General features: G+C 65.4%; 18 protein-coding genes. 4 read left to right on the forward strand and 14 right to left on the reverse strand.

Annotated features, from left to right (window positions below; genetic code table 11):
• Positions 1-171: 171 nt before the first annotated feature.
• The 10 genes from pyc to GM910_RS16940 all read right to left on the reverse strand — a co-directional run bounded on the left by pyc (position 172) and on the right by GM910_RS16940 (position 13,148).
• Positions 172-3,636, reverse strand: coding sequence for a pyruvate carboxylase (pyc, locus tag GM910_RS16895; RefSeq protein ID WP_159589301.1), 3,465 nt, complete (start codon positions 3,634-3,636; stop codon positions 172-174).
• Positions 3,637-3,885: 249 nt separating this feature from the next.
• Positions 3,886-4,986 (reverse strand): branched-chain amino acid ABC transporter substrate-binding protein, encoded by a 1,101-nt coding sequence (locus tag GM910_RS16900; protein WP_159589303.1) that lies wholly within the window; start codon positions 4,984-4,986, stop codon positions 3,886-3,888.
• A 154-nt stretch (positions 4,987-5,140) separates the two neighbouring features.
• A complete protein-coding gene (locus GM910_RS16905; protein ID WP_159589305.1) occupies positions 5,141-5,494 on the reverse strand; it encodes a DUF6867 family protein in 354 nt (117 codons plus the stop codon).
• Positions 5,494-6,228, reverse strand: coding sequence for an ABC transporter ATP-binding protein (locus tag GM910_RS16910; protein WP_159589307.1), 735 nt, complete (start codon positions 6,226-6,228; stop codon positions 5,494-5,496). The genes GM910_RS16905 and GM910_RS16910 overlap by 1 nt, the downstream gene beginning before the upstream one ends.
• Positions 6,225-7,289 (reverse strand): ABC transporter ATP-binding protein, encoded by a 1,065-nt coding sequence (locus GM910_RS16915; protein WP_159589309.1) that lies wholly within the window; start codon positions 7,287-7,289, stop codon positions 6,225-6,227. Before GM910_RS16915 ends, GM910_RS16910 begins: the two co-directional genes overlap by 4 nt.
• Positions 7,289-8,743 carry a high-affinity branched-chain amino acid ABC transporter permease LivM gene (gene livM / locus GM910_RS16920; RefSeq protein ID WP_201285529.1) on the reverse strand — a complete coding sequence of 485 codons (1,455 nt, stop codon included), beginning with the start codon at positions 8,741-8,743 and terminating at the stop codon, positions 7,289-7,291. The genes GM910_RS16915 and livM overlap by 1 nt, the downstream gene beginning before the upstream one ends.
• On the reverse strand, positions 8,743-9,672 hold the full coding sequence (locus GM910_RS16925) for an ABC transporter permease subunit (RefSeq protein ID WP_159589311.1): 930 nt from the start codon (positions 9,670-9,672) through the stop codon (positions 8,743-8,745). The genes livM and GM910_RS16925 overlap by 1 nt, the downstream gene beginning before the upstream one ends.
• A 291-nt stretch (positions 9,673-9,963) precedes the next feature.
• A complete protein-coding gene (locus GM910_RS16930) occupies positions 9,964-10,965 on the reverse strand; it encodes a 4-hydroxyproline epimerase (protein ID WP_159589313.1) in 1,002 nt (333 codons plus the stop codon).
• 3 nt (positions 10,966-10,968) lie between these two features.
• Positions 10,969-12,240: an NAD(P)/FAD-dependent oxidoreductase gene (locus GM910_RS16935; RefSeq protein WP_246226196.1), complete on the reverse strand. Its 1,272-nt coding sequence runs from the start codon at positions 12,238-12,240 to the stop codon at positions 10,969-10,971.
• Between the two features lie 14 nt (positions 12,241-12,254).
• Complete coding sequence (locus tag GM910_RS16940; protein WP_159589315.1) at positions 12,255-13,148, reverse strand: dihydrodipicolinate synthase family protein; 894 nt, start codon at positions 13,146-13,148, stop codon at positions 12,255-12,257.
• A 106-nt stretch (positions 13,149-13,254) separates the two neighbouring features.
• On the opposite strand from GM910_RS16940, the gene GM910_RS16945 reads away from it, so the two are divergent.
• Positions 13,255-13,914: a GntR family transcriptional regulator gene (locus tag GM910_RS16945; RefSeq protein WP_159589317.1), complete on the forward strand. Its 660-nt coding sequence runs from the start codon at positions 13,255-13,257 to the stop codon at positions 13,912-13,914.
• Positions 13,915-13,931: 17 nt separating this feature from the next.
• Here GM910_RS16945 and GM910_RS16950 read toward each other — a convergent pair whose 3' ends face one another.
• From GM910_RS16950 to GM910_RS16960, 3 genes are all read right to left on the reverse strand, one after another.
• On the reverse strand, positions 13,932-14,249 hold the full coding sequence (locus GM910_RS16950; protein WP_159589319.1) for a hypothetical protein: 318 nt from the start codon (positions 14,247-14,249) through the stop codon (positions 13,932-13,934).
• A gap of 162 nt (positions 14,250-14,411) precedes the next feature.
• A complete protein-coding gene (locus tag GM910_RS16955; protein ID WP_246226197.1) occupies positions 14,412-14,729 on the reverse strand; it encodes a hypothetical protein in 318 nt (105 codons plus the stop codon).
• Positions 14,730-14,968: 239 nt separating this feature from the next.
• Positions 14,969-16,465 (reverse strand): CoA-acylating methylmalonate-semialdehyde dehydrogenase, encoded by a 1,497-nt coding sequence (locus GM910_RS16960; protein WP_159589321.1) that lies wholly within the window; start codon positions 16,463-16,465, stop codon positions 14,969-14,971.
• A 142-nt stretch (positions 16,466-16,607) separates the two neighbouring features.
• Between GM910_RS16960 and GM910_RS16965 the strand changes: the two genes are divergently transcribed.
• The 3 genes from GM910_RS16965 (at position 16,608) to GM910_RS16975 (ending at position 18,727) form a co-directional block, all read left to right on the forward strand.
• Complete coding sequence (locus tag GM910_RS16965) at positions 16,608-17,489, forward strand: LysR family transcriptional regulator (RefSeq protein ID WP_159589323.1); 882 nt, start codon at positions 16,608-16,610, stop codon at positions 17,487-17,489.
• A gap of 77 nt (positions 17,490-17,566) precedes the next feature.
• Positions 17,567-18,466, forward strand: a complete 900-nt coding sequence (locus GM910_RS16970; RefSeq protein WP_159589325.1) for a LysR substrate-binding domain-containing protein — start codon at positions 17,567-17,569, stop codon at positions 18,464-18,466.
• A gap of 105 nt (positions 18,467-18,571) precedes the next feature.
• On the forward strand, positions 18,572-18,727 hold the full coding sequence (locus GM910_RS16975; protein ID WP_159589327.1) for a hypothetical protein: 156 nt from the start codon (positions 18,572-18,574) through the stop codon (positions 18,725-18,727).
• A gap of 18 nt (positions 18,728-18,745) precedes the next feature.
• Here the strand turns inward: GM910_RS16975 and GM910_RS16980 are convergent, their stop codons facing one another.
• Positions 18,746-19,912, reverse strand: a complete 1,167-nt coding sequence (locus GM910_RS16980; protein ID WP_159589329.1) for a diphosphate--fructose-6-phosphate 1-phosphotransferase — start codon at positions 19,910-19,912, stop codon at positions 18,746-18,748.
• Positions 19,913-20,031 lie beyond the last annotated feature (119 nt).

Raw genomic sequence — 20,031 nt, forward strand, 5'->3', positions numbered from 1 at the left:
TGCCGCCCGATCCACGGCAAATGACCCTAAACCTCGCGCCAGCTTAACCGGACACCAGTGGGCTTGACCCGAGGATCCATGCCTGAACATCGACGCACCACCAGCGGTCAATCAGTCAGGCGTTGGCAGGGCTGAATTAAATCGATTTAACGACCCTCGTCTAATACCAGTTCAGCCATTCTGCAGGACCACGAGCAGATCCTTGGCATCGATCTGGTCGCCGGCCTTCACCAGCACCTCGGAGATCGTGCCGTCGCGCTCGGCGTGGATGGCGGTCTCCATCTTCATCGCCTCGATGGAAAGAAGCACGTCGCCCGCCTTCACCTCCTGGCCGGCGCTGACGGTGACGGACGACACGACGCCAGGCATGGGTGCGCCGACATGCGCCTCGTTGCCGGCCTCCGCCTTGCGCCGCACGGCCAGCGCGGAGGCGCCGTGCAGCCGGTCCGGCACCTTGACGCGGCGCGGCTGGCCGTTCAGTTCGAAGAAGACGGTCACCATGCCCTTTTCGTCCGGCTCGCCGACGGCGAGGCAGCGGATGACCAGCGTCTTGCCGCGCTCGATGTCGACGAAGATCTCGTCTTCCTGCGCCATGCCGTAGAAGTAGATCGGCGTCGGCAGCACGCTGACGGGACCGTAGCTTTCCGCAGCCGTCGCGAAGTCGAGGAAGACCTTGGGATACATCAGCCAGGCGGCGAACTCGAAGTCGCTCGCCTCGCGACCGAGTTTTTCCTCCAGTTCCTTGCGGTCGGCCTCGAGATCGGCCGGCTCAAGCAGCGAACCGGGCCTGACGGTGATCGGCTTCTCGCCCTTCAGCGCCTTCTTCTGCAGCGCCTTCGGCCAGCCGCCGGGCGACTGTCCCAGATCGCCGCGCAGCATGGAGACGACCGAATCCGGGAAGGCGATGTCCTTGGCTGGGTTTTCGACATCGGCGATGGCGAGGTCCTGGCTCACCATCATCAGCGCCATGTCGCCCACAACCTTGGAGGACGGCGTGACCTTGACGATGTCGCCGAACATCATGTTGACGTCGTGATAGGCGCGCGCCACCTCGTGCCAGCGCGTTTCCAGCCCCAGCGAACGCGCCTGCTCCTTCAAGTTGGTGAACTGGCCGCCCGGCATCTCGTGCAGATAGACCTCGGAGGCCGGCCCCTTGAGGTCGCTCTCGAAGGCGGCGTACTGGTTGCGCACGGCCTCCCAGTAGAACGAGATACGGCGCACCCATTCGCGGTCAAGGCCGGTGTCGCGCTCGCCCCCCTTCAGCGCCTCGACGATGGAGCCGAGGCAAGGCTGCGAGGTATTGCCGGACAGCGCATCGATTGCCGCGTCCACCGCATCCACCCCGCCCTCCACCGCCGCAAGGACGGTGGCGGCGGAGATGCCGGAAGTATCGTGGGTGTGGAAATGGAGCGGCAGCTCGGTCTCCTCGCGCAGCGCCTTGAAGAGCACGCGCGCGGCGGAAGGCTTCAGGAGCCCGGCCATATCCTTGATGGCGATGATATGGGCCCCCGCCGCCTCCAGCTCCTTGGCCAGGGCGACATAATATTTCAGGTCGTACTTGGCCCGATCGGGGTCGAGGATGTCGCCCGTGTAGCAGATGGCGGCCTCGCACAGCTTGTCCTCTTCGCGCACGGCGTCCATCGCCACGCGCATATTCTCCACCCAGTTGAGGCAGTCGAACACGCGGAAGAGATCGATGCCGCCCTTTGCCGCCTGGCGCACGAAATACCGCACCACATTGTCGGGGTAGTTGGTGTAGCCGACGCCGTTCGCCCCGCGCAGCAGCATCTGCAAAAGCAGGTTGGGGGCTGCTTCGCGCACACGGCTTAGTCGCTCCCACGGGTCTTCCGTGAGGAAGCGCATGGCAACGTCGAAGGTCGCACCGCCCCAGCACTCCAGCGACAGGAGCTGCGGCAGGGCGCGCGCATTGACCCCGGCGATGGCAGCGATGTCGAAGGTGCGCATCCGCGTCGCCAGGAGCGACTGGTGCCCGTCGCGCATAGTCGTGTCGGTCACCAGCACGCGCGTCTCCTCGCGCATCCATTTGGCAAAGCCTTCCGGCCCCAGCCGGTCAAGGCGCTGCTTGGTGCCGTCGGGTATCGCCGCATCGACGTAAGGCACGCGCGGCGCGGCGGCTTCCGGGTTCGGCCGCGGCCGGTCGCGCGCCTCGGGGTGCCCGTTCACCGTCACGTCGGCCAGGTAGTTCAGAAGCTTCGTCGCCCGGTCCTGGCGCTTGACCTGGGTGAAGAGTTCCGGCGTCTCGTCGATGAAGCGCGTCGTGTAGGTGGCGTCGCGGAACTGCTTGTGGCTGATGATGGCCTCGAGGAAGGTGAGGTTGGTGGCAACGCCGCGGATGCGGAACTCGCGCAGCGCCCGGTCCATGCGCAGGATCACCTCGTCCGACGTCGGCGCCCAGGCCGTCACCTTCTCGAGCAGCGGGTCGTAGAAGCGGGTGATGACGGCGCCCGAATAGGCCGTGCCGCCGTCGAGCCGGATGCCGAAGCCGGTGGCCCCGCGATAGGCGGTGATGCGGCCGTAATCGGGGATGAAATTCTGTTCCGGATCCTCGGTCGTGATGCGGCATTGCAGGGCATGGCCGTTGAGCTTGATATCGGCCTGCGCCGGCACGCCGGAGCGCGGGTTGCCGATGCGCTCGCCTTCGAGGATGCGGATCTGCGCCTTGACGATGTCGATCCCGGTCACCTCCTCGGTCACCGTGTGCTCGACCTGGATGCGCGGGTTCACCTCGATGAAGTAGAATGCGCCGGTGTCGGCGTCCATCAGGAACTCGACAGTGCCAGCGCCGACATAGTCGGTCGCCTCGGCGATCTTCAGCGCGTAGCCGCACAGCTCCGCCCGCTGTTTCTCATCGAGATAGGGCGCGGGCGCGCGTTCCACGACCTTCTGGTTGCGCCGCTGGATGGAGCAATCGCGCTCGAACAGGTGCACGGCGTTGCCGTGGGTGTCGCCCAAGACCTGCACCTCGACGTGGCGGGCGCGCTCGACGAGCTTTTCCAGATACACCTCGTCCTTGCCGAAGGCGGCCTTGGCCTCGCGCTTGGCCTCCATCACCTCGCGCTTGAGGTCGGCTTTCGAGCGGATGACGCGCATGCCGCGCCCGCCGCCGCCCCAGGATGCCTTGAGCATGACGGGGAAGCCGATCTCGCCCGCCATCTTCGCCACCGCGTCCAGATCGTCAGGCAGCGGCTCGGTTGCCGGCACCACCGGCACGCCCGCCTCCATCGCAAGGTTGCGGGCGGCCACCTTGTTGCCGAGCCGGCGCATGGTCTCCGGCTTGGGACCGATGAAGACGATGCCGTTCGCAACACATGCCTCGGCGAATTCCGGACTTTCGGAGAGCAGGCCGTAGCCGGGATGGACGGCATCGGCGCCGGACAGCTTGGCGACGCGGATCACCTCGTCGATCGAGAGATAGCTCTCGATCGGCCCCATATCGTGCTCCAGATGCGGACCGCGGCCCACCTGATAGGATTCGTCCGCCTTGAAGCGGTGCAGCGAATATTTGTCCTCCTCCGCCCATATGGCGACCGTTCGGATGCCCAGCTCGTTGGCGGCGCGGAAGACGCGGATGGCGATTTCGGAACGGTTGGCGACGAGGAGTTTCTTGATCTGCACTGGCATGCTCCGGCTGGCAGGGCAGGGCCAGGGCGACCGCTATGCAATACGCACCGTTAGCTCATGAGAAAGCTGCGCAGCATACGCGGAAGATGCCTGGGTCCCTTGGTCGGGCCAATGATTAGCGCGCGTATTGCTGCAGTGCAAACCTTCTCGACACCGGGCGGCTGAGCAGCGCACGGTACGCCGAAGCAAAACGGCCCGGCATGAGAAATGCCGGGCCGTCCATAACAGTCTGAGCCTTGCGGCTTACTGTTCGAGGTAGTCGTACTCGCCGTCCTTCCACTCGTAGAGGACGTAGCCGGGCAGGGTCACGTCGCCCTTCTCGTCGAACTCGAGCGGACCGAGCACCGTCTCGAAGTCGCCGGCGTCCAGCGCCTCGATAACGGCCTCATACTCGGTCGAGCCGGCGGTGTTGACCGCCTGTGCCCAGGCTTGGACCGCGGCATAGGTGTAGAGCGCGTAGCCTTCGGCCGTCTTTCCGGCGGCCAGAAGCGCGTCGACCACCGGCTTGGCGATCTCGTTCTTGCGCGGGTCGGGCGAGAAGGTCATCAGCGTGCCTTCACCAGCCTCGCCGGTGACGGCCCAGTACTCGTCGGTGACCAGTGCGTCGCCGGAGACCAGCAACGTGTCCATGCCCTGCTCGCGCATCTGGCGCGCCATCAGGCCGGCTTCCGTGTGGTAGCCGCCGACATAAAGGACGTCGATGCCCTCCTGCTTCAGCTTGGAGACCAGCGCCGTGTAGTCCTTCTCACCAGCCGTGTAGGCCTCGTAGAGCGCGGACGTACCGCCAGCGGCCTCGAAAGCCGCCTTCGTGGCATCGGCCAAGCCCTTGCCATAGGCCGTCTTGTCGTGGACGAAGGCGATCTTTTTGTCGGCGAAGTTCTCGGCCAGGAACTTGCCTGCCACGTCGCCCTGCTGGTCGTCACGGCCGCACACGCGGTAGATGCCAGGGCCCGGACGCTCGTCCGTGAAGGCCGGGTTGGTCGAGGCAGGCGAGATCTGGATGATGCCTTCCTCGGAATAGACCTGCGAAGCCGGGATCGACGAGCCGGAGCAGAAGTGCCCGGCCACAAAAGTGACGCCCTCGCCCGCGAGTTGGTTGGCCACCGCCACGGCCTGCTTCGGATCACAGGCATCGTCGCCCACTTGCAGCTTCAGCATCTCGCCGTTGACGCCGCCCGCCTCATTGATATCGGCGATGGCCTGCTCGGCGCCGGCTTTCATCTGCTCGCCGAAGGTCGCGTACTGTCCCGTCATCGGGCCAACGGTGGCAATCGTGATGTCGGCCCAAGCGGATCCTGTCATCAAAAGGCTGAGCGCAGCGCCAGCCATGAGTGCCTTCTTCATGACTTCTCCCTTTAAACACCAGATGTTCCCACGGCTTTCCGGAATGGTGTTCAGCTTTCCGGTTCAGCCGATGCGGGGTCTACCCGCTTAACCGGCATCAAATCCCAGTTTCGGTTTGAAATAAAGACCTTCCGCCGGTTAATCGTGAATCTCCTTAAGCCCTAGCCTTCCAACCAAGCAGGCCATTGCGCGCGAAAGAGAAGCTGTATTGCGTGGACATCTGCCGGGCCCGCGTGATCCGCTTGCCGAAGAAGGCGATCACCAAGAGCACGGCAAGGTCGACAAGATAGTAGTGCAGCGTCAGAAGCGAGCCGTTGAAGAGCGCGAAATGGATGAAGCGCGTCGCCCCTGTCAGAAGGACGATGTAGAAGGCAAGCTGCAGGTTTGATTGCCAAGCTCTGGCGATGGCGCGCCCCGTCAGATAGGCCGCGCTGCCGGCCAGCATCACCGTGATGAACAGGAACTCCCAAAAGGTGACTTCCCACAGGAATGCGTTCTCGTTTTCCATCAGTGCCTCCCGCCTTCGAGGTAGGCCGCGCGCACTTCTTCGCGCTTGAGCAGTTCGGCGCCCGTGCCGCTCATGGTGATGTTGCCGTTGACCATCACATAGCCGCGATGGGCGAGTTTGAGCGCATGGAAGGCGTTCTGCTCGACCAGGAACACCGTAAGCCCCTCGTTTTCGTTGAGCTCGCGGATCGTTTCGAAGATCTGCTTGACGATCAGCGGCGCCAGCCCCAGCGACGGCTCGTCGAGAAGCAGGAGCTTCGGACGCCCCATCAAGGCGCGCGCGATCGCCAGCATCTGCTGCTCGCCGCCCGAAAGCGTGCCGCCGCGCTGATGCAGCCGTTCCTTGAGGCGCGGGAAAAGCTCGGAGACGCGCTTCAGATCGTCCTCGAAGTGGTTGGGATCGACCAGCGAGGCCCCCATCTGCAGGTTTTCCATCACCGTCATGCGCGGGAAGATGCGCCGGCCCTCGGGCGACTGGGCGATGCCGAGCTGCATGATCTCGTGCGTCGGCATGGCGGTGATGTCCGTGCCGTCATAGAGGATCTGGCCGCTGCGGGGTTTCGGATCGCCGCAAATCGTCATCATCAGCGTCGACTTGCCGGCACCGTTGGCGCCGATCATGGTAACGATCTCGCCGCGGCTCACCTCCAGATCCACACCCCTCAGCGCGACGATATTGCCGTAATAGGTCTCGACGCCGCGCACCGAAAGCAGGGGTTCCGCCGCCGCCCTCATGCCTTGCCTCCCTTGCCGTTGCCGCGTTTTGCGCGGGATTTCGGCTTGGATGAACCACCCTTCGACTTGAGGTCGATCCCGCTGGGGTCGCCGACCGTTTCCGCCACGTCCTCCAGCACCTCCGGAATGTCGATCTCCTCCTCTTCCTCGACGCCGAGATAGGCGGCGATGACGTTGGGGTCGGTGCGCACCGTTTCCGCGTCGCCGTCGGAGATCTTCACGCCGTAGTCGAGCACCACGATGTGGTCGGAGATTTCCATCACCACGCCCATGTCATGCTCGATCAGGAGCACCGAGGTCTTGTGTTCCTCGCAGATGAATTTGAGCAACGCGTTGAGTTCGGCCGATTCGCGCGGGTTCAACCCTGCCGCCGGCTCGTCCAGGCACAGGAGTTCCGGCCCGGTGCACATGGCGCGGGCGATCTCCAGCCGCCGCTGCGCACCATAGGGTAGGTCGGCCGCGGGGTCGTCGGCGCGGTCGATGAGACTCGTGCGCTCCAGCCAGTAGACAGCCCTGTCGATGGCTGCCTGCTCGGCCCTGCGGTAGCTGGGCACCCCGAAAATGCCGCCGAAGGTGAAGCCGGAGGCGACCACCAGCGGATTGTGCTGCGCCACCAGAAGGTTCTCCAAAAGCGTCATGCCGCCGAACAGCCGGATATTCTGGAATGTGCGGGCGACCTTGGCCTTGTGCGAGATTTCGTGGTCGGGCATGCGCTCGAGCAGGAAGACGCCGGAACCGATCTCCTTCTTCCATCTGAGGCCGCTGGCCGTCACCGCGTCCACCGTGCTTTCCTGCCGCCCCGGGCCGTGGCGCATGATGATGCGCCCCTCGGTTGGCTTGTAGAAGCCGGTCACGCAGTTGAACACGGTCGTCTTGCCGGCGCCGTTCGGCCCGATGAGGGCGGTGATATCACCGCGCCCCACGTCGAAGGACAGGTCGCCGACGGCCACCAGTCCGCCGAAGCGCATGGTCAGATGCTCGACCGACAGGACCGGATCGTGCTCCCAATTCCGCGCTGCGGCGCCGCCCACGGGTGCGTTCTTCTCAGTCGCCAGAACCATCAGTGACCCTCACCCTGTGCAACCGCTTCAGCGCCGATCCGCTTCTTCTCCTTGAGCACAGCCGTGGGCTCGCGCGTCGAAACCAGCCCGCGCGGCTTCCATACCATGATGAGCACCATCGCCAAGCCGAAGATCAGCATGCGGTACTGGACCGGGTCGAAGCCGGACCCGAAGATCTGGGTCAGGAAGCCCAGGTTGCGCAGCATCTCGATGCCGCCAATCATGGCGACGGAAGCGACGACCACACCGATCTGCGAGCCCAGCCCGCCCAGAACCACGATGGCGAGGATCATCGCCGATTCGATGAAGGAGAAGCTTTCCGGTGAGATGAAGCCCTGCCGCGTGGCGAAGAACGATCCCGCGAAGCCGCCGAACATGGCGCCGATGGCGAATGCGGTGAGCTTCGTGTTGCGGGTGTTGATGCCCAGCGAGCGACACGCGATCTCATCCTCGCGCAACGCTTCCCAGGCACGCCCGATGGGCAGCCTTCTGAGCCGGATGGTCACCACGTTGGTGATCAGCGCCAGGGCGAGGATGATGTAGTAGAGATAGATGAAACGGTGGATCGGCGCATATTCGAGACCGAAGAAAGCCGCAAAACCGTCCTCGCTGCGCGAAAACTCCAACCCGAAGAGGGTCGGCTTGGGGATGCCCGATATGCCGTCCGGCCCGTTAGTGAACTGATACCAGTTCAGGAGCACGATGCGGATGATCTCGCCGAAGGCGAGCGTGACAATCGCCAGATAGTCGCCGCGCAGGCGCAGCACCGGAAAGCCGAGAATGACACCCCAGAACGCGGCGAGCAGCCCCGCCAATGGCAGCGCCATCCAGAAGCCGAAATCGAAATATTGCGAGAGCAGGGCGAAGGAATAGGCGCCGACCGCGTAGAAGGCAACGTAGCCGAGGTCGAGCAATCCGGCGAGCCCCACCACGATGTTCAATCCCCAACCAAGCATGATGTACGTCATGATGAGGATGGCGAGATCGATGAACTGGCGTTGCTTGCTCGGAAAGACCGTCATGAGGAAGAAGGGCAGCACCAAAGCGAAGACCAGGAGCAAACGCACCAGCCACTTGCTGAGCCCCGGCAGCGTCTCGCCGACGCCGGAGAGCTGCGCCGCCAGCCCCAGCGTGACCGGGCGCTCCGCCTTGAAGACGAAGAGGTTGAGCGCCAGCCGGCCCGCGAAAACCACGAGGATGGACACGATCCAGGCGGTCCAGCGCGCCTTGATGTCGAGCCCGCCCGGCGCAATGTCCGTCCGCAGGCCGATGAAGAAGAAGCCGAGCACGCCGGCGACGAAAGCCGCCGTGGCCGCGTCGCGAAGCGAGCCCTGGAACCTGCTGCCGCCACCCGGCCCCGCCGGGCTCGGCGCATGGCCGCGGCTCGGCGTCTCGGCCTGGTCGCCCGCGGGCTTTTTGCCCGACACCTTCACTCCCGTCGTGGAGCTTGCCATCACACCTTCTCCACTTCGGGTTTGCCAAGCAGGCCGGAGGGCAGGAAGATCAGCACGATGGCGAGGATGGAGAACGCCGCCACGTCCTTGTATTCCACCGTGAAGTAGCCCGACCAGAACACCTCGATGAGGCCGATCAGAAGGCCCCCCAGCATTGCGCCGGGCAGCGAGCCGATGCCGCCGAGTACGGCCGCCGTGAACGCCTTAACGCCGGCCAGGAAGCCGATATAGAAGTCGATCACGCCGTAGAGCAGCAGGAACATCAGCCCCGCCACCGCGGCAAGCGCGGCCCCCATGACGAAGGTAAGCGAGATGGTGCGGTCGACATTGACGCCGAGCAGCGCCGCCATCTTGCGGTCCTGCTCGCATGCCCTCTGCGCACGACCGAGCGACGTGCGGGCGATCAACAGCGTGAAGGCCGTCATCAGCACCAGCGTGGTGACGATGATGATCATCTGCATGTAGGAGAGCTGCACGACGATGGTGCCGGCCTCGGTGGAACCCTGCATAACCGTGACACCACCCCGGATCTGCGGCGGCAGGGGCTTGACGCGCGCGCCTTGCGTGATCTGCACGAAGTTCTGCAGCACGATGGACATGCCGATGGCCGTGATCAGCGGCGCCAGGCGGAAAGAACCGCGCAAGGGCCGGTAGGCCAATCGCTCCACCGTCCACCCCCAGGCGGAGGTGAACAGCATGGCGACGATGAGAACGATCAACAGCACGACCGGCAGGAAGGCGAAGCCCAGCACCGAAGTCAGCAACAGGAACACGGCCAGCGAGATGAACGCGCCGATCATGAAGATGTCGCCGTGGGCGAAGTTGATCATGCCGATGATGCCGTAGACCATCGTATAGCCGATGGCGATCAGGCCATAGATGGAACCCAGCGTCAGCCCGTTGATAAGCTGCTGGACAAAATATTCCATATCGTGCGGTACTCCCTGGAATGTCGCCGCCAGGACGCATTCCTTGTTGTTATTCCCCTAGCCGTTCAGGTTGCCGAAACTAGAGCGCCCGGCGTGTCCCGTCGACCTTATATTCTCCCGTGCTTCCCCGCAGAGGGGCATGTTGGCGCGGAAGCTATCATCGGCACTGTGCAATGTCCTTGCCTTGAGCGCCAGATTTTTCAGATTCTTTCGAAGGATTCTCCGATAAAAATGGCGTTGACGCTACATTCTTGCGCCGTCGCGCACCCTCCGACAACGGGCTTTCTTCGTCTAGCGCACTGTAAAGCCATGCGCAAATGGGTCGCGATCGTCGATGAAGATCGTGTTGAGACCCGTCATGCGCGCCCAGCCGCCAATGGAAGGCACCACCGCCTTTCGCCCCGCCACCTCCACTTGCCTTTCGATGCGGCCGTTGAAGAGTGAGCCGATGATGGATTCGTGCACGAAGGGTTCTCCCGCCGTGAGCCGGCCCTTGGCATGGAGCTGCGCCATCCGCGCCGAGGTACCAGTGCCGCAGGGCGAGCGGTCGATGGCCTTCTCGCCGTAGAAGACGGCGTTGCGGGCGTGCGCCCTGTCCTGCGTCGGCGCGCCCGTCCACAGGATGTGCGAGAGCCCCCGGATCGAGGGCTCCTCGGGATGCACGAAGTCGTGCGCCTCGTTGAGCCGCTCGCGCAGCACAGGGCTCCAGCGCACGAGATCCGAGGCCGTGTGGTCGGCGATATCGCGGAAATTTTCCTGGGCATCGATGATGGCGTAGAAGTTGCCGCCATAGGCGACATCGACCTTGAGGGTGCCGAGATCCGGGCACTCCACCTCGAGGTCCGTGGCATGAAGGAATGCCGGCACATTGGTGATGCGCACCTCCTCCACATGCGCTCCCTCCTGCCGGTACTCCGCCACCACCAGCCCTGCCGGCGTGTCGAGCCTTAGGATGCCCGGCGTCTTCGGCTTCACCAGCCCGTGCTCGATGGCGAAAGTGACGGTACCGATGGTGCCGTGGCCGCACATCGGCAGGCATCCGCTTGTCTCGATGTAGAGCACCGCCACGTCGCAGTCCTCCCGCGTCGGCGGGTAGAGAATGGAACCGGACATCACATCGTGGCCGCGCGGCTCGAACATAAGCCCTGTGCGGATCCAGTCGTACTCGGCCATGAAGTGCGCGCGCCGCTCGATCATGCTGTCGCCCGAAAGCTGCGGGCCTCCACCGGCCACCAGCCGCACCGGATTACCGCAGGTATGCCCGTCTATGCAGAAGAAGGAATGCCGTGTCACCGCTCAGCCATCTCCTCTGAAACGGCCCGCTCTGAACGGGCGAAGGTCGATCGACGCAGATTGCTCCAGCACGAGGTCACGGATCAAGCGGCCCGTTGCCGCCGCCTGCGTCAACCCCAGATGGCCGTGCCCGAAAGCATAGAGGACGTGCGGCTCGTTCCGCGCCCTGTCGATGACAGGCAGCGAATCCGGCATCGACGGTCGGTAGCCCATCCACTGCCGGCCACCCTCGGTCTTCAGGCCCGGCAGGAACCGGGCGGCTTTCTCCAACATGGCGCGCGAGCGCGAAAAATTGGGCGGCCGCTTCAGCCCACCGAGTTCCACCGCTCCGCCGATGCGCAGGCCGCTGTCAAGCGGCGTGACGACAAAGCCGTGGCCGGAGAAGATGAGCTGCCTTTTCACATCGAAGGCGCCGGCCGGCAGCGTCGTGTTGTAGCCGCGCTCCGTCTCCAGCGGCACACGGTCGCCGAAGGCGGCGGCGAAGGGCCGCGACCACGCGCCGGCGGCGATCACCAGCTTCTCGCAGGTCAGCTTCTTGCCGCCGGCAAGGCTGACGGCGACGCCCTCTCCCTCGGTCCTGGCTGAGACCACGGTGGCCGGCATGAAGCGGGCACCGTGACGCTCGGCATGGGTCCAGACCGCCTGGCCCAGTCGCTGCGGGTCGGCCACCGTCTTCCAGCCGGGCGCGAACGTGCCGCGCACGAAGCAGTCCGAGAGGCCTGGCTGGCATTCGGCGATCTCATCCCGTTCCAGGTGCCGGAAAGGAATGTGGTAGCGCCGGCGCAGCTTCCACCCTTCCTGTGCCGCGCGAAACTCGGCTTCGCTCTCGTAAAGCTCCAGCGAGCCGTCCTCGCGCAACATGTGCCCGGTGCTGGAACGGGTCATCAGCCCCGACCATTCGCGCTCGGCAAGCGTCATCATCGCCACCTGCGCCGAGACGGCCTCCTCGAACGTCGACGGCCTTCCGGCGCGCATGAAGCGCCACAGCCAAGGCAGCAGCTTCGGCAGATAGGCGGGCGGGATGGAGAGCGGCCCCAGCGGATCGGCCAGCCAGCGCGGCACCTGGGCGAGCATGTTCTTGTGCGCCAGGGGCAGCACGTCCGAGAAGGCCAGCGCTCCGGCATTACCGGCACTCGTCTCCTCGCAGATGCCGGAGCGGTCGAGCACCAGCACGTCGCGCCCCGCCTCAGCCAGATAGGCGGCCACGGCAATGCCGATGATGCCGCCGCCGATGACGACGACCTGCGCGTCCTTGCCCGTGCTCCGCCCCGCCACGCTCGCTTCTCCAGCTATACCGCCGGCAACTCGGGCCGGCTGGCGATCGCTGCACGGACGGTCTTTTCGACCTGCGCCCGCCGCGCCCCCTCGAGCGGCTGGCGCGGCATGCGCACCCGCTCGTTGGAGCCGATCTCGATCGCCTCCGCCAGCTTGATGTTCTGCACCAGATAGGTGGAAACGTCGAGGTCGAGCAGCGGCCGGAACCAGCGGTAGATCGCCCGCGCCTCGTCGAGCCGCCCCGCCTTCATCAGCTTGTAGATGGCCACCGTCTCGCGCGGGAAGGCGGTGACGAGCCCCGCCACCCAGCCGACCGCGCCCGCCGCCAGCGCCTCGAAGGCGAGGTTGTCGACGCCGGTCAGAACCGCGAAGCGATCGCCGAAGGCGTTGATGATGTCGGTCGTGCGGCGGATGTCGTCGCAGGATTCCTTGACGGCGACGAACAGCTCGTCGCCGGCCAGCGCCTCCATAACCGGTACCGTTACGTCGACTCGGTATGCGATGCGGTTGGAGTAGATCATCACCGGCAACCCGCCGGCCGCGGCAACGGCCTTGAGCGTGGCCACCGTCTCGCGATCGTCCGTATGATAGATGGGGCTCGGCACGATCATCAGCCCGTCGGCGCCCGCGGCCGCGGCACGCCGGGCAAGCTCGGCGCCATCGCGCGTGGCCGCTTCGTTGACCGTCATGAGCACCGGCTTTCCGCCGGCCACACCCTGCGCCGTCTTCAGGACCTGCAGCTTCTCCTCATGGCTGAGCATCGGCCCTTCGCCGAGTGAGCCGGCGACGATGAGCCCATCGCAACCGGCATCCATCAAAAGTCCGAAGCAGCGTTCCATCTCCTTGTGATCGAGCGCATCCTCGGACGTGAATTTGGTCGTGACCGCGGGTAATACACCACTCCACATTGATACGGATCTCCGTCTGATATATTAGTAATATATTACGCGGGAGAAATCTCCTGTCAACGGAGCAGGCCTCCTGATATATTAGCAATATATCAACGGAAGGATCATGGCGGTTGGGTTGAAAGATCGGTCGGACGAGCGCGCAGCCGGGAAAGCCTATCGCGCCCTGGAGCGCATGGTGGTCACGCTGGAGCTGCCGCCCGGATCGATCACCACGGAGGGCGCCTTGATAGAGCGCCTGGGGCTGGGCCGGACCCCCGTGCGCGAAGCCATCCAACGCCTGGCTTGGGAAGGGCTGATGGAAGTGCGCCCGCGCGCCGGCCTGACCATCACACCGCTGAACGCCAGCGACTGGCTGAAGGTCATCGAGGCAAGGCGTGGGGTGGAGGTGGCTCTAGCGCGCGCAGCCGCGCGCTTTGCAACGGAGGACACTGCAGTTCGCTTCCGCGAGGCGGCGGTCAGCATGCAAAAGGCGGTCGTCACCGGCAGCATCCTCGTCTTTCTTGAAGCGGACAAGGAACTGGACGAGGCAATGGCGGCGGCGGCCGACAACCCCTTCGCCGCGCGTGTGGCCGCCCCCCTGCAGACCCACAGCCGTCGCTTCTGGTTCCGCTATCAGGCCGACACCGGGCTCGCCCACGCGGCCGAGCAGCATGTCCGCATCATCCGGGCCATCCTCGACGGCGACGAGAAGGAGGCCGGCCGCGAAGCCGACGCGCTGATGCGCCTCCTCAGAAAGCATGCCGAGGCGACAGCGCGGCTATAAGTACCGGGACCTGTGACTTACACGCCTTCGCCGACGTTGCGTGCGTAGGTGTCATCCCACCCTTCACCGGCCGCAACGATGCAGCTCTGGCCGTTGATATCGGTGGTGAGGATCGTCCAGCTGCCCTTTTCGGAGGCGAACACCTCCATCACCACCTGCTCGCCGACCAAACCGAGCGCCTTCTGGTTTTCATTGAACTGAAACCCGAGCTGCGAGACTAATTCGTTGCGCGGTGCGCAAACATTTCCCTGGCTGGTCGCCTGCTGTGCGCCGGTGAAGAGCACGACGCCAGCCAGCGCCGTCAAACCGAAGCCGGCTTTCATGGCCTTTCTCATATCTCTACCTCCTGCCGCCGCGCGGGCACCGCATGCCGCTCGCGGAGGCGTTCTGGTGTTGCGCCCACAGCGCACCTCTCGATTGATAACTGAGAAAGGCGCAGGCCGTTCCATGACAGTCACCAAAACAGGACCGCCTGCTGCCGAGCCTGCAGGCACCTGTCAGCCCGGCGCCCGCCACGTCACATCGTGGCCGGCGAGGGCGGGAACGTCTTCCCAGCCGTCCCCCGTAGCGACGATGCAGGTCTGCCGGTCGGGCCCGGTCATGAGGATTGTCCACGTGCCTTCAGGGGACAGGAAGAGTTCGACAATCGCTCGATTGCCGACCAGTCCATAGCCGTGCTGCCGCTCCTGGAAGCGTTCGCCCAGGAATTCCACCATATTACCGCGCTGGCCGCAGCGCAGCGGCTGGGCGGCGGCCACCGTCGCGGTTCCGGCGATCAGCGCCGCCAGAACGAGTTTCGAGATATTGCGTGCCATGGGGCACCTCCTTTGCCGTCAGTCCCGGCAAACGGAGACGCGTCGCCGCCCTCAGCTTGCCGGAGCCCGTGAGCGTGACTGTTCGTCGATCACCGTTTCGCTCCTTGCTTCTTCCGGTGTTCCGGCAGGGACCATTGGCCCTTTGTTGACGACATGGGCATTTCCGCCCGCCCCAGCAAGGGGCGGGCGGTAAACTCCGCGCGAGCGGCAGTTGTGCCGGGCGGGATGAAAATGCCCGTTCAGCGCATCGTCGGGATGACGAACTCCGCGCCATCCTTCACGCCCGACGGCCAGCGTGAGGTGACCGTCTTGGTCTTCGTGTAGAAGCGGAAGGCGTCGGGCCCGTGCTGGTTGAGGTCGCCGAAGGCCGAGGCCTTCCAGCCACCGAAGGTGTAATAGGCGATCGGCACCGGGATCGGCACGTTGACGCCCACCATGCCGACCTCGACGCGCGCCGCGAAGTCGCGCGCGGCATCCCCGTCGCGGGTGAAGATGGCGACGCCGTTGCCGTATTCGTGGTCGTTCGGCAGCGCAAGCGCCTCTTCGTAGGTGTTGGCGCGCACGATGGAGAGGACGGGACCGAAGATCTCCTCCTTGTAGATGCGCATGTCGGGCGTCACCTCGTCGAACAGGCAACCGCCCATGTAGTAGCCGTCCTCGTAGCCCTGCATGGTGAAGCCGCGGCCATCGACGACGAGTTTCGCGCCTTCCTCGACACCGAGGTCGACGTAGCCCTTCACGCGCTCCAGCGCTTCCTTCGTCACCAGCGGACCGAAATCGGCGGAGGCGTCCGTGGAGGGCCCCACCTTCAGGCTTTCAACGCGCGGAATGAGCTTTTCAACCAGCCGATCCGCCGTCTCCTTGCCCACGGGTACGGCGACGGAGACCGCCATGCAGCGCTCGCCCGCCGATCCGTAGCCGGCGCCGATCAGCGCGTCGACCGTCTGGTCCATATCGGCGTCGGGCATGACGATGAGGTGGTTCTTCGCCCCGCCGAAGCACTGCGCGCGCTTGCCGTTGGCGGTGGCCCGGCCGTAGATGTACTTCGCAATCGGCGTCGACCCGACGAAGCCGACCGCCTTGATGTCGGGATCGTCGAGGAGGGCGTCGACCGCCTCCTTGTCGCCGTTGACGACGTTGAGCACGCCCGCCGGCAGCCCCGCCTCAAGGAAGAACTCGGCGATCCGTAGCGGCACGCTCGGATCGCGCTCCGACGGCTTCAGCACATAGGCGTTGCCGCAGGCGAGCGCCGGGGCGATCTTCCACAGCGGGATCATGGCCGGGAAGTTGAACGGCGTGATGCCCGCGACCACGCCGAGCGGTTGGCGCATCGAATAGACGTCGATGCCGCGCCCCGCGCCCTCCGTGTATTCGCCCTTCATCATATGCGGCGCGCCGATGCACACCTCAACCACTTCCAACCCGCGCTGGATGTCGCCCTTGGCGTCGGGGATCGTCTTGCCGTGCTCGCGCGCCAGAAGCTCGGCGAGCGAATCGTACTCCTTGTGCACCAGATCCAGGAACTTCATGAGCACGCGCACCCGGCGCTGCGGGTTGGTGGCCGCCCATTCGGGCTGCGCGGCCTTGGCGTTCTCTACCGCCTGGCGCACTTCCGCGGCCGAGGCGAGCGCCACCTTGCCGCGCACGGTGCCGTCCATGGGCTGCATAACGTTCTGCGAGCGGCCGCTCGTACCGGCGACGCGCTTGCCGCCGATGAAATGACCGATGTCCTCCATGAGAGTCTCTCCCTGCATTGCTGATGGACGCGATTGTCCCGCTTCCGCAGAGCGAATGCAACGTGAGGAAAATCGCATCCGTTGTGCATAAATTATAGCACTGCTAGAAAATGCCGTGCGAAAAATCGCATCGGAGGTGTCGGTGAATTGGGATGACATACGCATTTTCCTGGCGGTGGCCCGCGCCGGCCAGATTCTGGGCGCTGCCAGACGGCTCGGCCTCAACCACGCCACCGTTTCGCGCCGCATCGCCGCCCTGGAGCAAGCCGTCGGCGCAAAACTCTTCCACCGTCTCACCACCGGCAGCGAGTTGACGCCGGCAGGCGAGCGCCTGCTCGCCATCGCCGAGCGCATGGAGGCGGACACGATCTCCGCCCGCGCCGAACTCGCCGGCGAGGGCGAGGAGATTTCGGGCACCGTGCGCATCGGTGCGCCGGACGGCTTCGGCGTCGCCTTCCTGGCCCCGCGGCTCGGCCGGCTGACGGCGATCCATCCGGACCTTGCTATCCAGCTTGTGCCGGTACCGCGCTCCTTCTCGCTGTCGCGGCGCGAAGCCGACATCGCCATCACCGTCGACCGCCCCACCGAAGGCCGCCTCGTCGCCGGCAAGCTGGTCGACTACACGCTCGGCCTCTACGCCTCCGGGGCTTATGTGGCCGAACACGGCCTCCCCGAGAGCGCCGAGGCCCTCTCGACCCACCGCCTGGTCGGTTACGTGCCGGACCTCGTCATCAGCCCGACGCTCGACTACGCGGCGGAAATTTCCGAGGAATGGAGCGCCGCCTTCGCCGTCTCTTCGGCCATGGGCCAGGTGGAGGCGGTGCGGGCGGGCACCGGCATCGGCATCCTGCACACCTTCATCGCCCGCGCCTATCGGGACCTCGTGCCGGTGCCCTTCGCAGAGCCAATCCGCCGCAGCTACTGGCTCGTCTACCACGAATCCATGCACCCAACCCGCCGCATCCAGGCGGTGGCCGCGTTCATCGGCGAGATCGTGGAGCAGGAGAGAGCGCTGTTCGTTTAAGATTCGGTACCCTCTAAGGCGCCCGGCATTCTCCTCCCCGCCTTGAAATCCGTTCAACCCGCTGCCATCCTCGCCCGATGTCCCCGGAGCGTCCCCGCCTACCGCCCTTCGCCGCGCTGCGCGCCTTCCATGCCGCCGCCAGCTACGATCGCTTCCGCGACGCCGCCGAGGCGCTCGGCATCACCGAATCGGCCATCAGCCACCAGGTGCGGCGCCTTGAGGAATACCTCCATGTGGCGCTGTTCGAACGCACCGGCAGCGGTGCGCGGCTGACGCCGGCCGGGCAGCGCTATCTGGAGGCGATCGACCCGGCGATCCGCCAGATCCAGACGGCGACCGAGGCCCTGCTGGGCGGGACGGGGCGCAAGGTCGTGCGGCTCACTCTGCCCGCCTCCCTCGCCGCGACCTGGCTCATCCCCCATCTCAGCGCCTTCGAGCGGGCATATCCGGACATCGAGCTGCAACTGGTCACGACGACCCGCGTGCTCGACCTCAGGCGCAACCAGATCGATCTCGCCATACGCCACGGCAAGGGCCCGTGGCCCGGCGTCGCATCCGAATTTCTGCTCCACGAAACCGCTTTCCCCGTCGCCGCGCCCGGCTATCTGGCGGTACGCGAGGGTGAGGACCCGCATGCCGCCGTCAGCCGTACCCGCCTCATCGTCAACACCCGCTCACCCGACGAGTGGGAGGAGTGGAGCCGGGCGCGCGGGCTATCCACGCTCACGCCCGCCGCCACCTTCGAGATCGAAGGCCAGGAGGAGGCCCTGCGGGTCGCTGAGCGGGGGCTGGGGCTGGCGATCGGCCGCCGGCTCTTCATCGAGGATCGCCTGGCGAACGGAACGCTGGTCGCGCCGTTCGGCGCAGCCGACCCCAGCGGTGCCGCCTACTACCTGTGCCGGCCCAACGGCGTAACGCCCACCGCTGCTGCCCGCCGAACAGAGCGCTGGCTGCACGAGCTTGCCGTCGAGACTTGAATTTCTGTCAAGTCGCATTGAGTCGATCTCGCTGGCATGCAGCGCCGATTTCACTATCTTCCTCCATAAAAGACCCCTCGGCCCCCAGATCTATTGGAGGATGACATGAAAATCGTTCGCACTTTCGTCGACTCGCTGCTGACGGATATCCGCTACCAGCAACTCGGACGCCGCCCGCGCGTCTACACCACCCTTGCGCCGTTGGGCTTGGCGCCGTTGGTCGGGACGCCGCCGTCCCGTACGGACGACCGGCGCCGATAACCGGGACAGCCGCGAATATCACGCAAACGGCTTCGCCACCGCATACTTGCGTGGAATGAGCCGACGAAGATAGTCGAGGCACGCCCCGGAAACCCTGTTCTCGTCCGCGTATAGGAAATCCGCCGGCATATGCCGCGTCTTGCCGGCCACGGCCTCGAGGGGCACGTGCCGGCAGACGGTCTTTTCCCCGTCGAACTGCAGCGTCACGGAGCCGCCGCCTTTTTCCGCCGCTTTCACGGCGAAGGCGCCCGCCTCATAAGCCTCGCGCGCATCCGTTTCGTTGATCGTGGCGACATTGCCGCGCGGCAGATAGCCGAAAGTGTCGACGCGGGCGCGCGTGCCAGTGAGGTCCTCGGCAAGGATACGCTCGATCGCCTGGCCGAGGTCGGTGCCGGAAAGGCGGATGTTGCCGTGCGGATCGCGCTCCTGCAGTTCCGGCGGCACCAGCGTCTCCACCAGCGATCGCCCGTCCGCGGCAGCCACGCCTTCCGACATGGCGACGATGCATCGGCCGTGGCGGTCAAGGGTGCTCCGCACGTCTTCAATGAAACGCGCCCGCTCGAAAGCCCGTTCGGGCACATAGACGAGATGCGGCCCGCTATCCTCGTCAAGCGACCAGGCGGCCGCCGACACGGTGAGGAAGCCCGCATGCCGGCCCATGACGATGCCGACGTAGACGCCCGGCAGCGCCCGGAAATCGAGATCGACACTCAGGAAGGCGCCGGCTACGAATTCGGCCGCCGAGATGAAGCCCGGCGTGTGGTCGTTCTCCACCAGGTCGTTGTCGATGGTCTTCGGCGCATGGACGCAGGCGATGCGTCCGCCGGCGGCTTCCGAGAGGATACCTTGCGTGCCGGCCGTATCGTTGCCGCCGATATAGATGAAGGCGTCCGCTCCCGCCTGCTGCAAACCCTTCAGGACGGCCTCGCAATAGGCGGCGTCCGGTTTGTCTCGTGTGCTGCCGAGCGCGGCGCTGGGCGTCGCCGCCACCGCCCTCAGCTCATCCTCCTTGAGGTCGGACAGCGTGACGAAACGCCCGTCCCGCACCCCGCGCACCCCGTGCAGAGCGCCCAGCACCGTCGAGCCGGGAAACCGTCTGCGCGCTTCGAGCGTCGCTCCGACCACCGTCTGGTTGATGACGGCCGTCGGCCCGCCGCCCTGTGCAATGACGAATGTCTCGGCCATGTCGCTTGCGCCTCGTGAAGGGTCTCTACTCGCCGCACGATAGGCCGAGCGCGGCCGCCGAAACAAGGGCTGGACAGACACACCTTCCCGCTTGCTCTATAAGAAAGATAGGAATATAT

The sequence above is a fragment of the Chelativorans xinjiangensis genome (assembly GCF_009812055.1).
In the GTDB taxonomy this organism is placed as follows: domain Bacteria; phylum Pseudomonadota; class Alphaproteobacteria; order Rhizobiales; family Rhizobiaceae; genus Chelativorans; species Chelativorans xinjiangense.